Below are 18,012 nucleotides of genomic sequence, written 5' to 3' on the forward strand. Positions count from 1 at the left end.
TAATTATAAAGCAATGGACGGACAAAATCCTGGTTTTTTCGCCGGCCGTTCGATCATTCCTTCTTTAGAACGGCGAATCACCGTATCCTGACGGACTTGGGACAGATCACCATGGACTTCTTCAGCAGAATAACCACGTCTATTCAGACCTTCGGTCAAGAAGATGGGGACAGCTTCTTCCAATAGCAGAATGCCACAAGTGAAACCCTCTCCCATTGTGCGAAGAGGGTTTCACTTGTGGCTTAACGCGACATAAAGATCTTCCAATGTATTGATTCCTTTTTCTTTGAATACCTGAATCCATACCGACCATAACCTGGCTGTCATAAGAGCATCTCCGTCAGCCGTGTGCCTCCTGTGAACGGGAATGCCATAGTGATTCAGCACACGCTCCAGAGGATGTTCCACCCAATCTGAATGGAGCCACCGGGCAATCTGATAACCGTCCAGCACCCGGTTCGTCAAACGTGTACCCCAGCATTTCGACATCGCTGCCTGCAGAAAAGCCATATCATGCTTGGCTCCATATGCCACCAACGTTTTTCCGTGGACACGGGACAGCCATGCTTTTAATGCCTGCTCAATGGATGGGGCTCCTTCCACATCCCGCATCGTTATGCCTGTCAAACGAGAAATCGTTTCCGGAATTTCCCGGTTCGGCCGAACATAAGAATGAAACAGCTGATCTTCTTGCACCTCCCCACTGATCACAGGGACCGAACCAATCGAGATGATTTCATCTCCCCTCCAGGGCCGGAATCCGGTCGTTTCCAAGTCAATGATTAAAAAATGAATCTCTTGCAGAGGTGTATTTAAGGAAATTCTGTTTTTTACATCCTTCATCAAATTGCGTATATAAACTTCCTGTTGAAAATTTTCGTTTCTTATGCTGCCGGGCGGTAAGATTCCTTTCTTGCCCATCCAACGTAAGATCGGATGGTTCCAATTCACACTTTCCCCCCACCCTCTTCAATGTATTTTTATTAAAATGCTTGCCACCGGGCTGTCCATGCTCTTTCGACCTCATCGACCAGCTCCGGGCTCAAATTCTTCCCCATGCGTCCAGTCTCCCGACACGACCGTACCTACATCTTTAAATATGACTTCAGCTTTGGCCGTTACTTGCTTCTTTTCAAAGCCTCTTGCTGCAGCCACCGGGCCCATTTAATCGCCTTTTTCCATTGCTTTTCCAACTGAGGATCCAGCCGATGGGGGTCGATATAATCCTCAGGCTTTTTCCCCTCCACCTCATCCGTTACATGCTGAAGCAAACGCAAGGTGAGAAACAAATCAAGACTTTCTTGAATTTCTTTCCTGTACTTGAAAAGGGAATCTATTTCTTCCGACAATTTTTTAAGTCTTTCGGCGGATGAGGACCTTTCCGCCCTGTATTTGCAGTTTAAGATCCGAAGTGCTCCCGTGAGTTGCAGATAACCGCCTTGTTTGACATTGACCTTACCTGCATGCTCCCCGTACCTCTCTTTATACCATTGTCCAAAAATGCCCAGCGGCAATGGAAGATGAGCGTTAAATTCGGCTGCTTTTTTGAGCACACCGGGATGTTGTTGAAATGCTTGACTTAAAAGAATCCGCAAGTCGTTCGCCAAAGACGGGTCCCCGTAGATATGACGCATATCCGCGGCAATCATAAGAAACCGGTGATGTTGGGAGATGGGATCTGCGGCCCATGTTTGAAACTGCTTTTCCCATTTTTTAAGCGAGCCCCGCCAACGGGGATTAGTAGCCATCACATTTCCTTCACAGAAGGGGTATCCCGCTTTTTCCAACCCGGTCACAATTATGTCAGAAAACCTGACAAACCATTCATCTACCTGTTCAGGCTCTATATTTGCCGGATAGTCGTATACGAGCCCATTATCCTGATCGGTCCAAAAAGTGGGTTCCTCCCTGCCCCCGCTTCCAAATACAATCCAGCTGTACGCCGGAAGCCTCTGTCCGATTCTTCTTTGAAACTTCTCTTCCGCTAGTTGAATCACTCTTTTGATCATCCTATCATGCCATTCGCTGATCCTTCTGCAAGCGACGGAACCTGGAACGCGCCGATGCAAAAAACAGCGACGGATCCAGGCCGGCATGGCATGATGCAATTCCAACAGCTGGTCGTAGTCGAGCGCTTTTTGAATTTCGCTTATAAACCGCTCATACTCTCCCCATTCTTCTTGCCCCGTGGTGTCCAAAGCGGATCACCTGCCTTGTCATTAACTGGCTTCTTCTTGTGTAGCGGCCGCTTTCACCGGCTGAGGGACGCTGAGCTGCTCCGGATATCCGTAGCTGCCGTGCTCGCTCAGATCCAAACCGAGCAGTTCATCTTCTTCCGAAACGCGAATGCCGGAGATTTTGTCCAGGATCCACAAAATCAGGAAGGAAACGATCGCCACATAAATCGCCGAAACGGCTACCCCCAAGGCCTGAACCCCCAGTTGGGTCCATCCCCCTCCATAGAATAAACCGGCTTTCCCGATACCAACTTTTTCGACCAGTCTCGGCGAAGCAAAGAAACCTGTCGAGAGCGTACCCCAGATTCCCGCCACTCCGTGTACCGAGAAAGCGTAAATCGGATCATCAATTCCTTTTTTCTCGAAGTACAGGGCGGAAAAGACAGTCAAGGAACCGGCAACCGCCCCGATGATGACAGCAGCCCAGGGCTCAACAAACGCACAGGCGGCAGTAATGGCGACCAATGCGGCAAGCACGCCGTTTAAGATTGTCGGGATTTCCGCTTTTCCCGTCAGCATACGAATGGTGACCATAGCGGCGACAGCGCCTGCCGCAGCAGCCAGATTGGTCGTTAAAGCTACGTAGCCAAAAAATCCATCCATGGCGGTCAAGGTGCTTCCCGGGTTAAATCCGAACCAGCCAAGCCAGATGATCAAAACTCCGAGAACGGAATACACCTGGTTATGCCCGGGAATCAGATTGGGAGTTCCGTCTTTGTTAAATTTACCCAAGCGCGGCTTTAACATCACAGTTGCAACCAGCGCGGCGATCCCCCCTTGTAAATGTACGACGGTGGAACCGGCAAAATCCTGTTTCCCCCATTCATGAAGCCAGCCTTCTGCTCCCCAGATCCAGTGACCGACGACAGGGTAAATCAAAACCGTATACAAAGCACCGAACACGATGTACACACTCAGTTTCGCCCGTTCAGCAAAACCGCCCCATGCGATCGCCAACGAAACCGCAGCAAAGGAAAGTTGAAATAAGTACAAAATTTCTGTCGGCAGAGCGCCCGGCTCAGCCGGAATATTTAAAAACCAACCGGTTGTTCCGATCCATTTGCCTTCACCGAAGGTGAGAGCATAGCCAAAGGCCCAGAAAAACAATGCGACAATGGAAAAACTGAGCAATTGTTTGCCCGCAATATGCCCGGCATTTTTCATTCGCGTTGAACCCGCTTCAAGTAAAGCAAACCCTGCTTGCATAAAAATCACTAAGATGGCGCACAACATCACCCAAACCGTGTCCACTGCCAATGCCACATCAGCTATTTTCACTTTGCCCACCTCTTTATGTTATATAATTTAACATATGATTGATTATGATTGCATGATAACACACGCGAAAATGGTTTTCAAGGTATATGTAAGATAATATTACATATATAAAAGAAAAAAGTTAACATAAAAATGTACAGGAAATCAGATTCTTTTCTTGGAAGTTGAATGGTTTCTTAGATTGTTTGTGATACAAACCAGTCTGAACCTATTTTCAGTTTTTGTCCGCGTAAATGTTCATCTTTTGCTTCCTTAAGCATCGATAAAAACCAAATAACCCTGTTCTCCTCTGAAACAGAAACAGGGTTATGGCTATTATAAAGCTCGATAGATTTGGCTTAAATTCTCCGCTACTCTCTTCCAGCTGAATAAATCTTCAGCCCTTTTTCTGGATTCTCTCCCCATCTCTTTCAGCCGCCAGGGTTGTTTCAGCCAGTCATTTAAGGTACGGGCGATTCCCTCGGTCAGTCCCTCCAGAGGCAAGAGATGTCCATTGACTCCATCGGCCACCACTTCTGAGATTCCGCCCGCTTTGGTCGTGAGAATCGGCAAACCCGTGGCCATTCCTTCCACGTTGACCAATCCAAACGCTTCTCTTCCAATCGAAGGAGTCACCAGAATATCAGCCATTTGATAAATGGCGGGCAATTGATGATGAGGCGTAAACGGCCACCAGCGAATGCTTTGCCCGAGTTCTTTGCTCTTCTCTTTTAAATTTCGCACATAAGGAGTTTCGATATTTTTGCCGTAATAACTGCTGCCCACGATGAGTAATACTGCTTCGGGATGTTCTTTGTGCACTTGAATGAATGCATCGATCAGATGATGGACTCCTTTTTTCGGAATCGTCCGGCCCACAAACAAAATCACCGGACGTCCGTTAAGACCGTGTTTCATGCGATTTTCGATGCGTTGTTTTTTGACTGGCTCTTCATGAATGGAAGCAAAGCGATTTAAATCAACCCCGAGCGGCACCACTTTTATTTTTTCGGCCAAATTGGAGAAACGCTGGTTGAGCTGGCGCTTCATAAACTGACTGTTGGTCAGGATGAGATCATATTGATGCAAATATTTGCCCACTTCACTCGGTTTTGCGAACGGCGGCTGCAAAAAGGTTTCCGAATGCAGGAATAAAATCTTTTTTGGACGGGGCCCCAATTGTTTGACCCGTTTAATCCATAATGGACGGTTCTCCACTTGGATAATATCCGGCATCAGCAAGCGAAGTTTTCCGACCGTCTGTTCCAGATAACCTTTTCTTGTTTTTGCGTTCATCGGGACCACATGCACTTTTTCCATCGGATGTATCTCTTTTCCCAGCAAATAGACAACATGATGCTTGCCTACTTCTTTCGCGATCTCCCGTGCTGAGATTTCAACCGAGCCGCTTCCTTTTGTGCTGACCGGTAAAGTTCCCGGTGTGATGATGGCCACGGAAGGTTGATCCCGCTTGTGACCCACATGTCTTCTGAGCAGATAGCCGGCGTATTCCATAGGGGTTGCAAATGTTTTTTCCCAAGCCTCTGTATCCCGGGCGCCACGAAAAGTAATCCGCAAATCACGGCCATTCACTTCGATGATCCAAACCCGGCCATCCTGGTCAATCGCCACATCAAACCCGAGATCAGCCAAACTGGGGTCGGTCTTTGCCAACCGATTGGCCGCATGCAAAACAACCTTTTCAATTTCGCTTAAGATGGGTGCAGGTTTCGATATTCCGGATCTCTCCAGTACTGGAAGCAACCGTTCCGCTTTCCCGCCCACAGCCACATTGGTGGCGATTCCGCCTGCGGGGCCGACTCTGGCCACCATCCCTGATATCTTCCACTCCCCGCCCCTTCCGCGCTGTACGGCTACTCTTATATCAATGGGCTGCTCGTCCGTTCTGATGAGGGAAATCGCCTGCTGGATCAGCATCGGCTCCTGACGAATCGTTTTTTTCAGCCATCCGATCCGTTTGCCGTCCGGGATGAATTCACGCCTGCCCTGTGCATGGGTTACCTGGATTCCCTGCTCGGTAAAAATCAGGCACTTTACACCGATTCCAAGACTTTTATCCCTTGGCTTTAAGTAAACGGAAGAATACCGGGCGCTCATCTGTTCAAAGGTATTCAGATTCAACAACCGGGTTTCCGGGAGATACGGTTTCAATCCTGAATCGGTCAGCAGCGCTTGGTGTACCCTCCATTTATCCAGGCGATTGTCTCTATTAAACAGAATGATCTCCGGAGTTTTTTTCAATTGCTGAAATGCGGGCAAGGGAACGGAAGGCTTGATCCGGTTATGAATGACTCGGGGGATGGGAATGACCCGCTGCACGAAAGTTCCGTCATCCTTTTGTTCATACCCTTTGACGAGCAACTGGCGCATCAACAGATGATCAACTGTAAAAAAAATGGCCCGTAGTCCTTCTTTTTTTGCATATCGGGTGTATAAGTCAAAAGATTCATACGGGGAGCGCCCCCGCAGGCAATCTTGAAATATATGACGGCTGATCAATATTCCCACCGTATTCGTCAAAGAGAATCCCCTCCCTTCCTCCCTAATGTATGCACAGTGGCACAAGAAGAAAAAGTACAGTTGTCTATGTATAAAAAAATAGACGGAAAGCCATCGCTTTCCGTCATTCTTGATTCACCCAGTTGTAGAAAGAAAAACTGGTTGCCGTTCGTTTATTCTCCTTCACTGTCGATTGATATAAGAGGCCTTTCTGTCTGAACTTTCGAGAATATTCGACCGCTTCTTCAGGAGTGCGAATATGATTGCGTTGCCATTCCAATAAAATCCGGTCAATATAGCGAATGTTCACTTTTCCGCAGAAAACAGCTTCACGGAGCGCAGCCTCGATCAGTTCTTCCGAATGTCCATCTTCATCCATCCACTGACCGAGCATCTCACATTCCATCGGGGACAGGGGTCTGCCAAACTCTTGCTCAAACAGGCGGAAGATGTTGCTGTATGCTTCTTCCTCTAAGGATGAATCCCCGTTTTCCCGATTGATAAACGAAGCGACCAGCTGCTGAAGCAACGGTGAGGTGGAGTAACGTTCGCTGCGCAGTCCATATTCGTTAACCTCTTCTTCAATCTGCAAAAACCCGCCCCTGACCAATTGCTGTAACAAGCGGACGATCTCATCGGATGAACAATTCATTCGTTCTTCCAATTCACTCACTGTCGGAAAAGGCTTCTGCTCTTTTTCCTGGTATAACATGATGTGAATCAGGAGCATCACTTCCTGCTCCGAAAGCCCCACCCGCTTATATTCCGTAAACAATACAACGGGCAAGGAAATTGAGCCTTCCTCAAGGAGATGAACCAGAGCGGTTTGTATCGTCCCTTTTCGATCCATGCCCATCCACCTCTCTTATCCCCCTCTACTATACCACTCTCATCATGCGTAGAAACAGACTTGAAAAATGAAAAAGCATCGGCAAACAAACCGATGCCTATCCATTTTTGTCACGGATACAAACGATTCAGCATGCGCGGGAAAGGAATCGTCTCACGCACATGGTCGAGGCCGCAAATCCAGGCCACTGTCCGCTCGAGGCCAAGTCCGAATCCGGAATGCGGAACCGTGCCGTACTTTCTCAGATCCAAATACCACTGATAGGCTTCAAGCGGCAAATGATGTTCCTCGTAACGCTGTTTCAATAACTCGGGATCATCTATGCGCTGGCTTCCGCCGATGATTTCCCCATAGCCTTCCGGAGCGATCAAATCAGCGCAGAGAACCACTTCCGGTCGGTTCGGGTCAGGCTTCATGTAGAAAGCTTTCACTTCAGTCGGATAATGCGTAATAAATACAGGCCGATCGAAACTCTCTGCGATTTTCGTTTCATGCGGGGCTCCGAAGTCATCTCCCCAGGTAAAATCCGTGAACCCTTCCCTGTGCAGGAGCTCCACCGCTTCGTCATAGGTGATGCGCGGGAATGGAGCTTTCACCTTTTCCAGTGCACTGAGATCCCGTCCCAAGGTCTTGAGCTCTTGTTCACAGTTGGCCAGAACTTGCTGTACAACATGAGCCACCAGCTCTTCCTGGATTTTCAGATTTCCCTCATGATCGACAAAAGCCATTTCCGGTTCAATCATCCAAAACTCAATTAAATGCCGGCGGGTTTTTGATTTTTCGGCGCGGAAAGTCGGACCGAATGAATACACTTTGCCCAGAGCCATGGCCGCGGCTTCCATATAAAGCTGCCCGCTTTGCGTGAGAAAGGCATCCTCATCAAAATACTTGGTATGGAACAAATTGGTTGTCCCTTCGCAGGACGATGGCGTCAAAATCGGAGGATCTACCAGAGTAAACCCGTTCGTATCCAAGTACCCTTGAATGGCGCGAATGATTTCGGCACGAATGGCGAGAATCGCCCGTTGACGCGGGGAACGAATCCACAGGTGCCGGTGATCCATCAAGAAGTCGACCCCGTGTTCTTTTTTGGCGATGGGATATTCCTCAGCAATCTGAATGATCTCAAGATTGGTCACATCTAATTCATATCCGCTTGGAGCCCGCGAATCTTCACGAACCACTCCCCATACATAAAGAGAGCTTTCCTGGGTTAAGTTATTTGCCCGCTCCCATACTTCCGGTGAAACTTGATTTTTAACCAAAATTCCCTGGATAAACCCCGTCCCGTCACGAAGCTGCAAAAATTGAATTTTTCCGCTTGACCGCTTATTGTATAACCATCCGCCTAATTTTATTTCCTTACCGACATGTCCGGACACTTCTTTGATCGTAGTTAACACGTATGTAAACCTCCATCTCAAAACTGATCGGCTCGCAAATAATATCCAAACTTGCAATCTGACCGTGAGAGCTTATTATATCTCTGTAATTTGTGATCTACCGACCATCGGCAACGATGTTTGAACTAAACTCCAACGGTGAATATCTTCATACCATCGCGACACTGATTTTTATTATACAACTTCATATTTTAACCAGTCAACGAAACCTCCTTTATCCCTGAAAGGATCCGGGCAAAGTGGTTAATAATGAAAATAAATCGTCATGCTTTCCGTTTCACATGAAGGTGATGCTCTCTGAGAAAAATGATCTATTTCGCTGTTTTCCTGATTCTCCTTCTGTTTCTGCTCCCATCGGGTGATCTTCATAAAGATCCGTTCCCTTCACGACCTCATCCGTCGCTTAAAAAACCCCTGTCCCGCAACAGCATTTCTTCCCGGAAACCAAAAACGGTGCGCATCGCTGCTTTCGGTGATATCATGATGCATATGCCGCAAATCCGAGCAGGGATGCAACCGGATGGCAGCTACGATTTTCGCCCATTTTTTAAAGAAATAAAACCGTATCTTCGAACTGCTGATCTCGCCATCGGCAACCTGGAGACAACACTGGCCGGAAAATCGAAGCCATACAGCGGGTATCCGCGTTTTAACTCTCCCGATGAACTACTCGATGCGCTTTCAGATGCCGGGGTGGATATCGTCAGCACCGCCAACAACCATGCCCTGGACACAGGAGAAAAAGGGGTGATTCGCACCTATCAACGAATCAAACAAAAAGGAATCCAGGCGACCGGCACGTCACCTTCGCCAAAGATAAGACAAGCCGCATATCTGAAAAAAAACGGAATAATCTTGGCTTTCCTGGCTTATACCCAATCAACCAACGGACTCCCTGTTCCAAAAGACAAGCCTTACTTAATCAATCTCATCGACAGAGAGCAGATTGCGAAAGACATTAAAAGAGCCCGCCAACAAGGGGCTGACTTCGTCTGCGTCTCCCTTCATTTTGGGATCGAATATCAGCGCCGACCCGATGCGTTTCAGATCCAAACAGCCAGGCAAGTTTTAGCAAACGGAGCCGATATTGTTTTGGGAAGCCACCCCCACGTTCTGCAGCCGATTGAAAAAATCAGGATGAATGGAAAAGAAAAATGGATCGTCTATTCGCTGGGCAATTTCATTTCCAACCAAGCGGGCCCTTTTACGGATGAGGGCGTCATTTTATATTTTGATGTCGCCAAAGATCCGGTCAGGCAACAAACCGTTTTGAAAAATGTCTCCTTCCTGCCGACCTATGTTCATAAATACAGACAAAACGGCAAAAGACAGTATGTCATTCTCCCCGTGGAAAACAGGCAACCAAAGCAACTGCCCTCCTATCCGGGAATCAGCATGGTGAAGTGGCGCACTGTATGGGATCATGTACAAAAACAGATGAAGCGGAACGGATCGCTTCCCGCTTGTTTGTTGAAATGCCACGGTAAATAACATGTCCGGCCGAAACGTCCCGGCCGGCTCTCTGTCAGCTACTTCCTTTTTTCAAGTATGATTTTATCCACCTTTTGCAACACAAACTTTTTCACCGCCGCAGCCAATTCATCCGGATTTCGGGCACTCACTCTTGCCACACCTTCATCATTAATGACCAGATCATAGAATGGAGGGGGCGGAGTAGGAACTTTCCGTTTAAGCCCGAACGCCGCAGCGATCCCTTTCGCATGGGCAACAGCTAACGCCTGGATAAAACCGGTCTGTTTTAAGTCGTCCGCGTTCCCTTCCGTATCAATAAAGCCGTTTTCTGTTAACAGAGCGGGCATTCTTGTATTCTTAATCACATAAAATCCGGCTTCTTTCTTGCCTCGGTCCTTCCATCCCTTTGCGTTGGTGACAGCCGTTACTGCGGCATGAATCTGATCTTGCGCTGTTCTGGACTTGGCGGATGCCGCCCGATATACATAAGATTCAAACCCGTTACCGCCGCCTGAGTTGATATGGATGCTCAGGAAAAAGTCAGCTCCCCAGCGGTTGGCCATCGCGCAACGGTCCGCCAAATCCACATAGCGGTCATTTTCTCGGGTCAGACGCACTTCTACTCCGGCATAATTCATAAGTTCTTGTTTGATGGCTTTACTCACCGCCAGCGTCAAGTCTTTTTCACGCAATCCATTTCCGATGGCACCAGAGTCATGCCCGCCATGTCCCGGGTCAATCATGATCTTGAATGACATTCTTCCTCACATCCTTTCTCTATTATAAACGCAAAAACACCACTTGTTTCCCTAAATCAACAATATCCCAGTGAAGAAACAAAAGCCATATCGAAGATTAAGGAAACCTCTTTGCCAAGAAAAAAAGGCGCTCCCCATCGCGCCTGCGAATGTTTCAGAAAATAATGACCCCTTTTCATGATCCCGCCCATTTTCTCTCTTTGAATCTTTCTAATGACAAGAACATCCAACAAATGCGCAATGACCAGAGAGAAGAGAAAAGAAGCCAGGAATGCATTCACTATCCTTTTGTGACGAATAACAAAAATCCAACCAATGGCGTTTCCCCCATGATTGGTTCAAAGAGAATGGATTGACTCCTCTGCGGGAACGTGATGCACTTCATAAGCGGCCCGGATCCCGGATTCGATCGCTCCTTCAATCCAGGCGCGGGTGGAGGAGGTGTGCTCGCCGGCAAAATGAACTCTGCCTTCCGGAGTAGCGAGATAGGGTCCCAGCTCAGATTCCTCTCCGGGTCTGAAGACAACAAAGTCACCGACGATATAGGGATCCTGGCTCCAACTTTTTGAAACGCCCGTTACAAATTCCCGGTAAACCACATCTCCGTGAATGTTGGCTAAATTTCGCAGCGCCTGTTTCAACCGCTCCCGATTGGATTGACTGTCCCATACCAAGGTGTCGTCCTCCCATGTGTAGCTCGCCAACAAAATGCCCGGACCCTGCTCTCCGTATTCATTCGTAGGATAGTATGTGAATCGGATCGGGAGATCCGTAACCGTCTGGCCGCCGAAAATCCCTTCTCTTTCCCAAAATCGCGTTCTGAACTCGATGCCGATTTTAGTCGCCGGAACGTAATGCAATTCGCGAATGGCTTTTCGTTTATTATGTGAAAAAGCGTGAAACGGGACTACGTCGACCATCCGCAAAGCGGAAAAGGGTATAGCGATAATGGCATAATCGGCTGTATATATATACCGCTCTTTCGTTTTGGTGTCCTCAGTATGGATGGCGATTTGATTTTCATGATAAACAATGCGGGTCATTTTTTGCCGAAAGTGGATGTTTTCTTTCAATTCATTATACAACATATAAGGAAGACGATCATTTCCTCCTTTCATCGAGTAATAACGGATGTCCGGATTCAGGAAGTTGATCATAAGCCGAACAACATCCAAAAAAGACAATTCTTTTATTCCCTGGACATCCAACAGAACTTTAATCATTTCGACCGCACCGACGGATAAGTTGATGCCATAAGGGTTATCTTTTAAGAAAGTGTCAAGGGGAAGCCTTTCCATTTCTCTGGTAATCGCCGGCCAGTTTTTACGCGGAGTTCTGCGAAAAAGGGTCTGGACCTGTTGGATAATTTGTCTAAATAATGCTTCGGCTGTTTTTCCCCTTTCCCGAGGAGCAACCGGATAACGGAGAACATCAGGATTTTGCTCGTACTCCCGGCGACGGACTTTGACACCGTTTACATAGATCCAGTCTTCCGGAGTCGTGTTGATGAAGGGGACCGTGGGAATCCCGAATTTTGAAATATATTCCCGAATCAAGGGATGAGTGTTGGGAATACGCATGGCACCTGCTTCAAAAAACAATCCATGGGTAAAAGGATCGCGGATGGTGTAAATTCTTCCGCCTACCCTGTCGGAAGCCTCCAGGATGGTCACTTGGTGCCCGGCTTGCTTTAATAATGAACCGGCGACCAATCCGGCCATTCCCGCTCCGACGATAATCACACTCTTCGGGGTATCCGTTATTCCCAGTCCTTCCCGGATGATGGAAATCATTTGCTCTGTGGAGGGGGAACTCATCATATCCCTCCTTACCATAAGGATTTGTAATGATATATATTTATGTAACAGGAGAAAAAGTAGTATAGAGCTCGCCTTGGAAAATCGTCATTCAAATCCCGCAAAACACCAAAAAGCCCATCCACCGGGCTTTTTTCTCATGTCACTCAGAAACGGTTCGATGTTCTTTTCCAGACAACACTAAAGTCCGGAAATGGGACCGTAATCTAACTTTCATCGGCAGGTTTTAATTTGCACAGGTTTGTGAAGGAAATGAACCGGTTAAAGGGAAATGGTCATTATTGATGCGCAACAAGCCGGAGAATAAACAAAATCCATTTTTTCATCCGGTATTTAAGGGGGATCGACATTCGTCAAAACGTTTCCTGATGGAAAATATCAGCATATGTGGGAGTCACTTTTTGTAATGTGTGATCTTTTTAGGCAAACCGCAATCAAAGTGGCACTACATTTTGATTTGAATTTCCTTATGAGGATGATCGGCAGGTGACGGATTACCTGAAACACATAAGAGCACTGCCGCGAGACGCAAAGACTATATTTTAAGAATCACTGGGTAATTTCCCGCCGTGTGGGGGGCACGGCGGATTCACTTAATTTTTTGCAGTTACCATCAGCCGGTACATCAAATCGATCGCCTTGTTTGCGGAAGCGGAGCCTAAGTTAATCAGAATAAAAACACTTCTAAACGTGAAGTCACCACATCTTGCTGGGTATGTCCGTACTATTAGAGCCGTATAGCTACATTCATGAATTTCGTGTACGCCGAACCGCCTGCATTATGCCCCCATCAACTGCAGGGCGGAGAGCTTTTTCAACGTTCCCCACTCTCCGGCGATCCGGATTCTTCCTGCCGATCCTCCCCCGACAACCTCTGCTTTTCTTGCTCTTCCTCGAGCAACTTGCGACGAAGAATTTTTCCGACGGTTGACTTCGGCAGTTCACTCCTGAATTCAATCCAGCGCGGAACCTTGTATTTAGCCAGTCGCTCCTTGCACCAATCGGCGATTTCCTCTTCCGTTAAGCTGGTATTCTTTTTGGGAACAATCACCGCCTTGACTGTTTCACCTCTGTAAGGATCGGGAACCCCGTACACGCAAGCCTCACCCACTGCCGGGTGTTGATAGAGAATTTCCTCGATTTCTATAGGGTATATGTTGTATCCCCCGGCGATGATCATCTCTTTCTTTCTGCCGACGATATAGAAATAGCCTTCATCATCCATCTTGGCAATATCACCTGTATAGAACCATCCGTCTTTTAACACCAACGCGGTTTCTTCTGGCTTTTTCCAGTACCCCTTCATCACTTGCGGTCCCTTAATCACCAGCTCGCCGGGCTCACCCGGAGGCAATTCCCGCATCCCGGTTTCAACATCTACAATTTTACAATCCGTATTTGGAATCGGCAGCCCGATACTGCCAACCTTCCTTCGGCCAACCGGGTTTACATGGGTCGTTGGTGACGTTTCAGACAAGCCATATCCTTCCATAATCGGGAGTCCGGTCTTCCGCTCAAATTCACGGATCACTTCAACAGGTAAAGGGGCTGAACCGCTGCCGCAATTCTGAATGGAGTCCAGGTCTCCCGGTTGCAAACCCGGATGATTTAATAAAGCGATATAAACAGTCGGAACCGCCGGAAAAATGGTCGGCCGGTGTTGGCGAATCAAGTCAAGCAGGTGATTCACTTCAAATCTCGCCATACAGATATAAGTTTGTCCATTAAAAATGGCCGTGTTCATTCTGCTCATGCCATATACATGAAAGAGCGGCAGCATACCCAGGATGCGTTCCCCCGGCTTACGTAATCCCCCTGAAAAGACAAAAGTTTGATAAACTACACTCACCAAGTTGAAATGAGTAAGCATAACCCCTTTTGGTGTTCCGGTGGTACCGCCTGTGTATTGAAGCACCGCGAGATCTTCCTGTGCGTTTATATCCAAAGGCGGTAATTCATTGTTTTCCTCTGTGATCCATTTAAACAAATCTCCCGGTTGTCCGCTGGCATCGTCGGCATACACAACTGTCAGTTGATCGGCAAGTCCGGCTTGGTCCAATTTGGATGTCTGTGCCCGGCAGCCGATCAACCACGTTGCTTCGGAATCCTGCAGCAGGAATTTTAATTCGGATGGTTGATACATGGGGTTGACTTGCACAACTACACCGCCTAATCGATGAACGGCATAATAGGAAATGATGTACTCCATGCTGTTGGGCAACATCAAAGCCATTCTGTCTCCCTTTCGGAAACCCCTTCGGTATAAAGCGGCCGCCAGGCGGTCACACGCATCTTTCAACTGCTCATAAGTAAGTTCCCTGTCCCCGTCGACCACCGCTTTGTTTGCCGGAAAATCACGAGTCGATTGCTCCAGTAACTGATACAGAGAGATGGATGGGATTTCAACTTCATAAGGAACACCTTCCGGATACGACCGATGCCAGCGTCTGTACATACGACACCCTCCAGTCAACCGTTTTTCACAGGTGAAAACCGTCGTTGCTCCCTACTGTCATTCATAAAAAACGAAGTCGGTGATCGGGATGAAATCGACTCCGGCTTCACCCCGGATGCTTCCGACTTTGTCCAAAGGCAATTTGTACGGCGATCAAAAATTGCCCGGAATAGCGATCAACAACAGCCGTCCCCTGCGCCTCTGCCAGATGGATACACCTACAGTTCCGAGAGTGCAACGAGAAAAACAACCGACTCCTGTCGTGTCCGGAACGAAGCCATTCGCCCCCTACCAGCGATTTGTCTCAACTGGCCGGACTATCTGCGACTGATGGCAACATACCAACATCAGTAGTATGTCAGCGTCGCTTCCCCAACTGTGACAACTTTTCCCGGTTCCCGCTCGGCGAAAATCGCTAAGTCAACCGTTCGTGGATGCTCCTCTTTGGCCGTCACCCTGCCCCGACAGGTAAGAATGTCACCCGGAAATACCATTTCTTTGAACCGGACTTTCAACCGGCTGACAAATCCATACGTTCCCGCTAATTGCCCCGCATATTGAGCGAGAAATCCCATGCTCAGCATCCCGTGGGCAATGACGCCTGGCAACCCGACTTTACGTGCGGTTTCCACATCCGTGTGGATCAGATTGAAATCCCCGGAAGCTCCGGCGTACTTAACCAACTGCACTTTTTCAACCGCCGGCTTCACAAGCGGTTCCAACTCCTGTCCAACTTCAAGCTGATTCCAGTCCCTGCTTTCCACTACTCTCCCTCCCGTCATCGAAGAATGGCCGTGCTCTTCCCGCGAAACACCGGGTTGCCTTCCAAATCCCATCCCCGCATTTCGGTCACGAGAAACGTCATCGCTCCCAGCTTTCCTGTCCGTTCGTAGACGTCGATCACTTTGTTTTCACAACGCAAGACATCCCCCGCCACAATCGGCCGATTGTAACTGTATTCCTGTTCGCCGTGCAATACGCGGCTCAATTCAAATGTAAGATTGGGTATCGGAATCCGAAACGTAGTGGGGAAGGTGGGTGGGGCCACGATGCTTTTGTACCCGTGTTGTCTGGCAAAATCCTCATCTGTATAAAGCGGATTTTCATCACCGATGGCATGGGCAAACGCCCGAATAGCCCCCTTCTCCACTTCAAAAACTCTCGTTTCGCTCGTACTGCCGATGACAGACCGATCAATCAGCAAACCGATCTCCTCCTTTTACGGCCGAAGGATTATCACCATTCCCCGATCTTGACATGCCCCTTAAGTAAGTTGCGGGCAATAATATAGCGTTGAATTTCGTCCGTGCCTTCATAGATGCGCCACAATCTGATTTCGCGATACCAGCGTTCGATGGGCAATTCCTTGGTATAACCCATCCCTCCGTGAATTTGCAGCACCCGGTCGACAACCCGGTATGCCATATTGGCCCCGTACAATTTGGCAATCGAAGATTGGTGGCGTGCATCCAGCCCTTTTTCTGCCATCCATGCCGCGCGTAAAACCAGCCACTTGGTCGCCTCGATTTCGACCGCGGAGTCGGCGATCATCCACTGGATCGCCTGGCGTTCGGCGATCGGTTTTCCAAAAGTCACACGCGTTTTGGCGTAATCGATTCCCATTTGCAGCAGTCGCTCAGCCGTCCCGACGGCTCGGGCAGGAATCATCCAGCGCCCTTGCCCGATCCACTTCATCCCCAGCTCAAAACCTTTCCCCGGCTCGCCGAGAATATTTTCCTCCGGAACCCTGACGTTTTCAAAGATCAGAGAGGCCGGTCCCCAGTCTCCCATCGTAGGAATGTACTCCGAACGCCATCCCATCTCACGGTCAACCAGGAAGCAGGTGACTCCGCCGCGCACCCCCTTCTCTTTGTCCGTCACTGCGAACACCATCGCAAAATCCGCCTCATTGCCATTGGTAATAAATATTTTTTCGCCGTTTAAAACCCAGTCGCTTCCGTCTTTTACCGCCGACATGCGGATATTCGCCGCATCCGAACCGGCTCCCGGCTCTGTCAATGCAAAGCAAGATTTTCGCTCTCCGTTAATCACCGGCAGTAAATATTTTTTCTTTTGCTTCTCATTGCAATAGTAAAGAATATTATCCGCAGATCCACCAAATCGAAAGGGTATGAAAGTTCTGCCTAATTCCATCGTAATCAATGCCGTCATCACCGGACCCAGATTGGCACCGCCATACTCTTCCGGTGTGTTGATTCCCCAGAACCCCAGTTTCTTCGCTTTCAGCTGAAGGTTTTTGATCTCTTCAGCAGGAATCCCCGGCCGTCCTTCACGTTCATTTCGCAATACCTCTTGTTCGAGCGGCATTAACTCTTTGGTTACAAACTCCCGAACCGTCCTCTGCACCATTTTCTGCTCTTCGGTCAAGGTAAATTCCATCCCGGATCCCCCGCCTCCAACCCGTGAAAAAATTTAAAACTCTGTCCAATCCCAGGCTTACCGGCTTCCACCGTTTACGTAAATCACTTGTCCGGATACATAACCGGCATCATCGCTGACTAAAAAGGCCACAACATTGGCGATATCTTCCGGTTGTCCCACCCGGCGCAGCGGAATTCGCTCCGCAGCCAGTTTTTGATTTTCATGAAAGTCCATTCCGATGCGTTCGGCCATCTGCCTGGTCATATCGGTGACGATGTATCCGGGGGCAACCGCATTGACATTGATGTTAAAAGGACCGAGCTCAATAGCCAGCGTCCTGGTGAATCCCTGCAACCCCGCTTTGGCAGCAGAATAATTCGCCTGTCCGCGGTTTCCCAACGCAGAGTTGCTGCTGATGTTGACGATTTTTCCGTACCGCTGTTGAACCATATACTTCTGAGCAGCCCGACTGGCTAAAAAACTTCCTTTGAGATGTACATCCATCACCGTATCCCAGTCGTCTTCCGACATCTTGAACAGGAGATTGTCGCGGGTGACACCTGCGTTATTGATGAGAATATCCAACCGGCCAAAATGAGAGACAACTTGCTCCACGGCCCTCTCCACCTGCCCGGCATCAGTGACGTCACAACCGACCGGGATGGCTTCACCACCTGCTTCGCGGATGGCTTGTACCGTCTCGCCGCAAAACTCCTCTTTCAGATCCAATACCCCCACCCTGCAGCCATCCTGTGCCAGCCGAATGGCAGTGGCCGCCCCAATTCCCCGGCCGGCCCCTGTAACGATCGCCACTCTGTCTTCCAATCGCTTCATACTTTCAACCTCCCTCGATAGTCTCG

The 18,012-nt window shown here is 48.6% G+C and carries 16 protein-coding genes and 1 pseudogene; 3 read left to right on the forward strand and 14 right to left on the reverse strand.

Annotated elements, in window-relative coordinates; genetic code table 11:
- Nucleotides 1–3: 3 nt before the first annotated feature.
- The 7 genes from BMW55_RS12740 to asnS all read right to left on the reverse strand — a co-directional run bounded on the left by BMW55_RS12740 (nucleotide 4) and on the right by asnS (nucleotide 8,267).
- A complete protein-coding gene (locus tag BMW55_RS12740; RefSeq protein ID WP_089969858.1) occupies nucleotides 4–183 on the reverse strand; it encodes a hypothetical protein in 180 nt (59 codons plus the stop codon).
- Between the two features lie 48 nt (nucleotides 184–231).
- Nucleotides 232–951, reverse strand: coding sequence for an exonuclease domain-containing protein (locus BMW55_RS12745; protein ID WP_089969860.1), 720 nt, complete (start codon nucleotides 949–951; stop codon nucleotides 232–234).
- Nucleotides 952–1,118: 167 nt separating this feature from the next.
- Entirely contained in the window at nucleotides 1,119–2,198 is a 1,080-nt protein-coding gene (locus BMW55_RS12750; protein WP_089969865.1) for a DUF294 nucleotidyltransferase-like domain-containing protein, read from the reverse strand.
- A 21-nt stretch (nucleotides 2,199–2,219) separates the two neighbouring features.
- Nucleotides 2,220–3,515: an ammonium transporter gene (locus BMW55_RS12755; protein ID WP_280139776.1), complete on the reverse strand. Its 1,296-nt coding sequence runs from the start codon at nucleotides 3,513–3,515 to the stop codon at nucleotides 2,220–2,222.
- 315 nt (nucleotides 3,516–3,830) lie between these two features.
- Nucleotides 3,831–6,035 (reverse strand): YheC/YheD family protein, encoded by a 2,205-nt coding sequence (locus BMW55_RS12760; protein ID WP_089969868.1) that lies wholly within the window; start codon nucleotides 6,033–6,035, stop codon nucleotides 3,831–3,833.
- 103 nt (nucleotides 6,036–6,138) lie between these two features.
- A complete protein-coding gene (locus tag BMW55_RS12765) occupies nucleotides 6,139–6,864 on the reverse strand; it encodes a DnaD domain-containing protein (RefSeq protein ID WP_170839919.1) in 726 nt (241 codons plus the stop codon).
- Nucleotides 6,865–6,974: 110 nt separating this feature from the next.
- Nucleotides 6,975–8,267 (reverse strand): asparagine--tRNA ligase, encoded by a 1,293-nt coding sequence (gene asnS / locus BMW55_RS12770; RefSeq protein ID WP_089969873.1) that lies wholly within the window; start codon nucleotides 8,265–8,267, stop codon nucleotides 6,975–6,977.
- A gap of 453 nt (nucleotides 8,268–8,720) precedes the next feature.
- Between asnS and BMW55_RS12775 the strand changes: the two genes are divergently transcribed.
- The gene (locus BMW55_RS12775; protein WP_170839920.1) at nucleotides 8,721–9,758 is read left to right on the forward strand and encodes a CapA family protein; all 1,038 of its coding nucleotides are present in this window, start codon (nucleotides 8,721–8,723) and stop codon (nucleotides 9,756–9,758) included.
- Nucleotides 9,759–9,796: 38 nt separating this feature from the next.
- Here BMW55_RS12775 and BMW55_RS12780 read toward each other — a convergent pair whose 3' ends face one another.
- Both BMW55_RS12780 and BMW55_RS12790 read right to left on the reverse strand, forming a co-directional pair.
- A complete protein-coding gene (locus tag BMW55_RS12780; protein ID WP_089969878.1) occupies nucleotides 9,797–10,498 on the reverse strand; it encodes an N-acetylmuramoyl-L-alanine amidase in 702 nt (233 codons plus the stop codon).
- Between the two features lie 338 nt (nucleotides 10,499–10,836).
- A complete protein-coding gene (locus BMW55_RS12790) occupies nucleotides 10,837–12,315 on the reverse strand; it encodes a flavin monoamine oxidase family protein (protein ID WP_244527557.1) in 1,479 nt (492 codons plus the stop codon).
- A 358-nt stretch (nucleotides 12,316–12,673) separates the two neighbouring features.
- Here BMW55_RS12790 and BMW55_RS19965 point away from each other — a divergent pair.
- A pseudogene (locus BMW55_RS19965) lies at nucleotides 12,674–12,805 on the forward strand (aminoglycoside 6-adenylyltransferase); the annotation flags it as partial.
- Between the two features lie 324 nt (nucleotides 12,806–13,129).
- Here the strand turns inward: BMW55_RS19965 and BMW55_RS12800 are convergent.
- The gene (locus BMW55_RS12800) at nucleotides 13,130–14,770 is read right to left on the reverse strand and encodes a long-chain-fatty-acid--CoA ligase (RefSeq protein WP_089969884.1); all 1,641 of its coding nucleotides are present in this window, start codon (nucleotides 14,768–14,770) and stop codon (nucleotides 13,130–13,132) included.
- An 88-nt stretch (nucleotides 14,771–14,858) separates the two neighbouring features.
- Here BMW55_RS12800 and BMW55_RS19030 point away from each other — a divergent pair, with 88 nt between their 5' ends.
- On the forward strand, nucleotides 14,859–15,101 hold the full coding sequence (locus tag BMW55_RS19030; protein WP_139179495.1) for a hypothetical protein: 243 nt from the start codon (nucleotides 14,859–14,861) through the stop codon (nucleotides 15,099–15,101).
- A 16-nt stretch (nucleotides 15,102–15,117) separates the two neighbouring features.
- Here BMW55_RS19030 and BMW55_RS12805 read toward each other — a convergent pair whose 3' ends face one another.
- Genes BMW55_RS12805 through BMW55_RS12820 form a run of 4 tightly spaced genes read right to left on the reverse strand, consistent with a single transcriptional unit; the run spans nucleotide 15,118 to nucleotide 17,986 of the window.
- Nucleotides 15,118–15,534, reverse strand: coding sequence for a MaoC/PaaZ C-terminal domain-containing protein (locus BMW55_RS12805; RefSeq protein WP_244527558.1), 417 nt, complete (start codon nucleotides 15,532–15,534; stop codon nucleotides 15,118–15,120).
- Between the two features lie 14 nt (nucleotides 15,535–15,548).
- On the reverse strand, nucleotides 15,549–15,974 hold the full coding sequence (locus tag BMW55_RS12810; RefSeq protein ID WP_089969888.1) for a MaoC family dehydratase N-terminal domain-containing protein: 426 nt from the start codon (nucleotides 15,972–15,974) through the stop codon (nucleotides 15,549–15,551).
- Between the two features lie 32 nt (nucleotides 15,975–16,006).
- Nucleotides 16,007–17,170, reverse strand: a complete 1,164-nt coding sequence (locus BMW55_RS12815) for an acyl-CoA dehydrogenase family protein (RefSeq protein ID WP_089969891.1) — start codon at nucleotides 17,168–17,170, stop codon at nucleotides 16,007–16,009.
- A gap of 57 nt (nucleotides 17,171–17,227) precedes the next feature.
- Nucleotides 17,228–17,986 (reverse strand): beta-ketoacyl-ACP reductase, encoded by a 759-nt coding sequence (locus BMW55_RS12820; protein ID WP_089969893.1) that lies wholly within the window; start codon nucleotides 17,984–17,986, stop codon nucleotides 17,228–17,230.
- Nucleotides 17,987–18,012 lie beyond the last annotated feature (26 nt).

Origin of the sequence: Lihuaxuella thermophila (assembly GCF_900110165.1) — a bacterium.
In the GTDB taxonomy this organism is placed as follows: domain Bacteria; phylum Bacillota; class Bacilli; order Thermoactinomycetales; family Thermoactinomycetaceae; genus Lihuaxuella; species Lihuaxuella thermophila.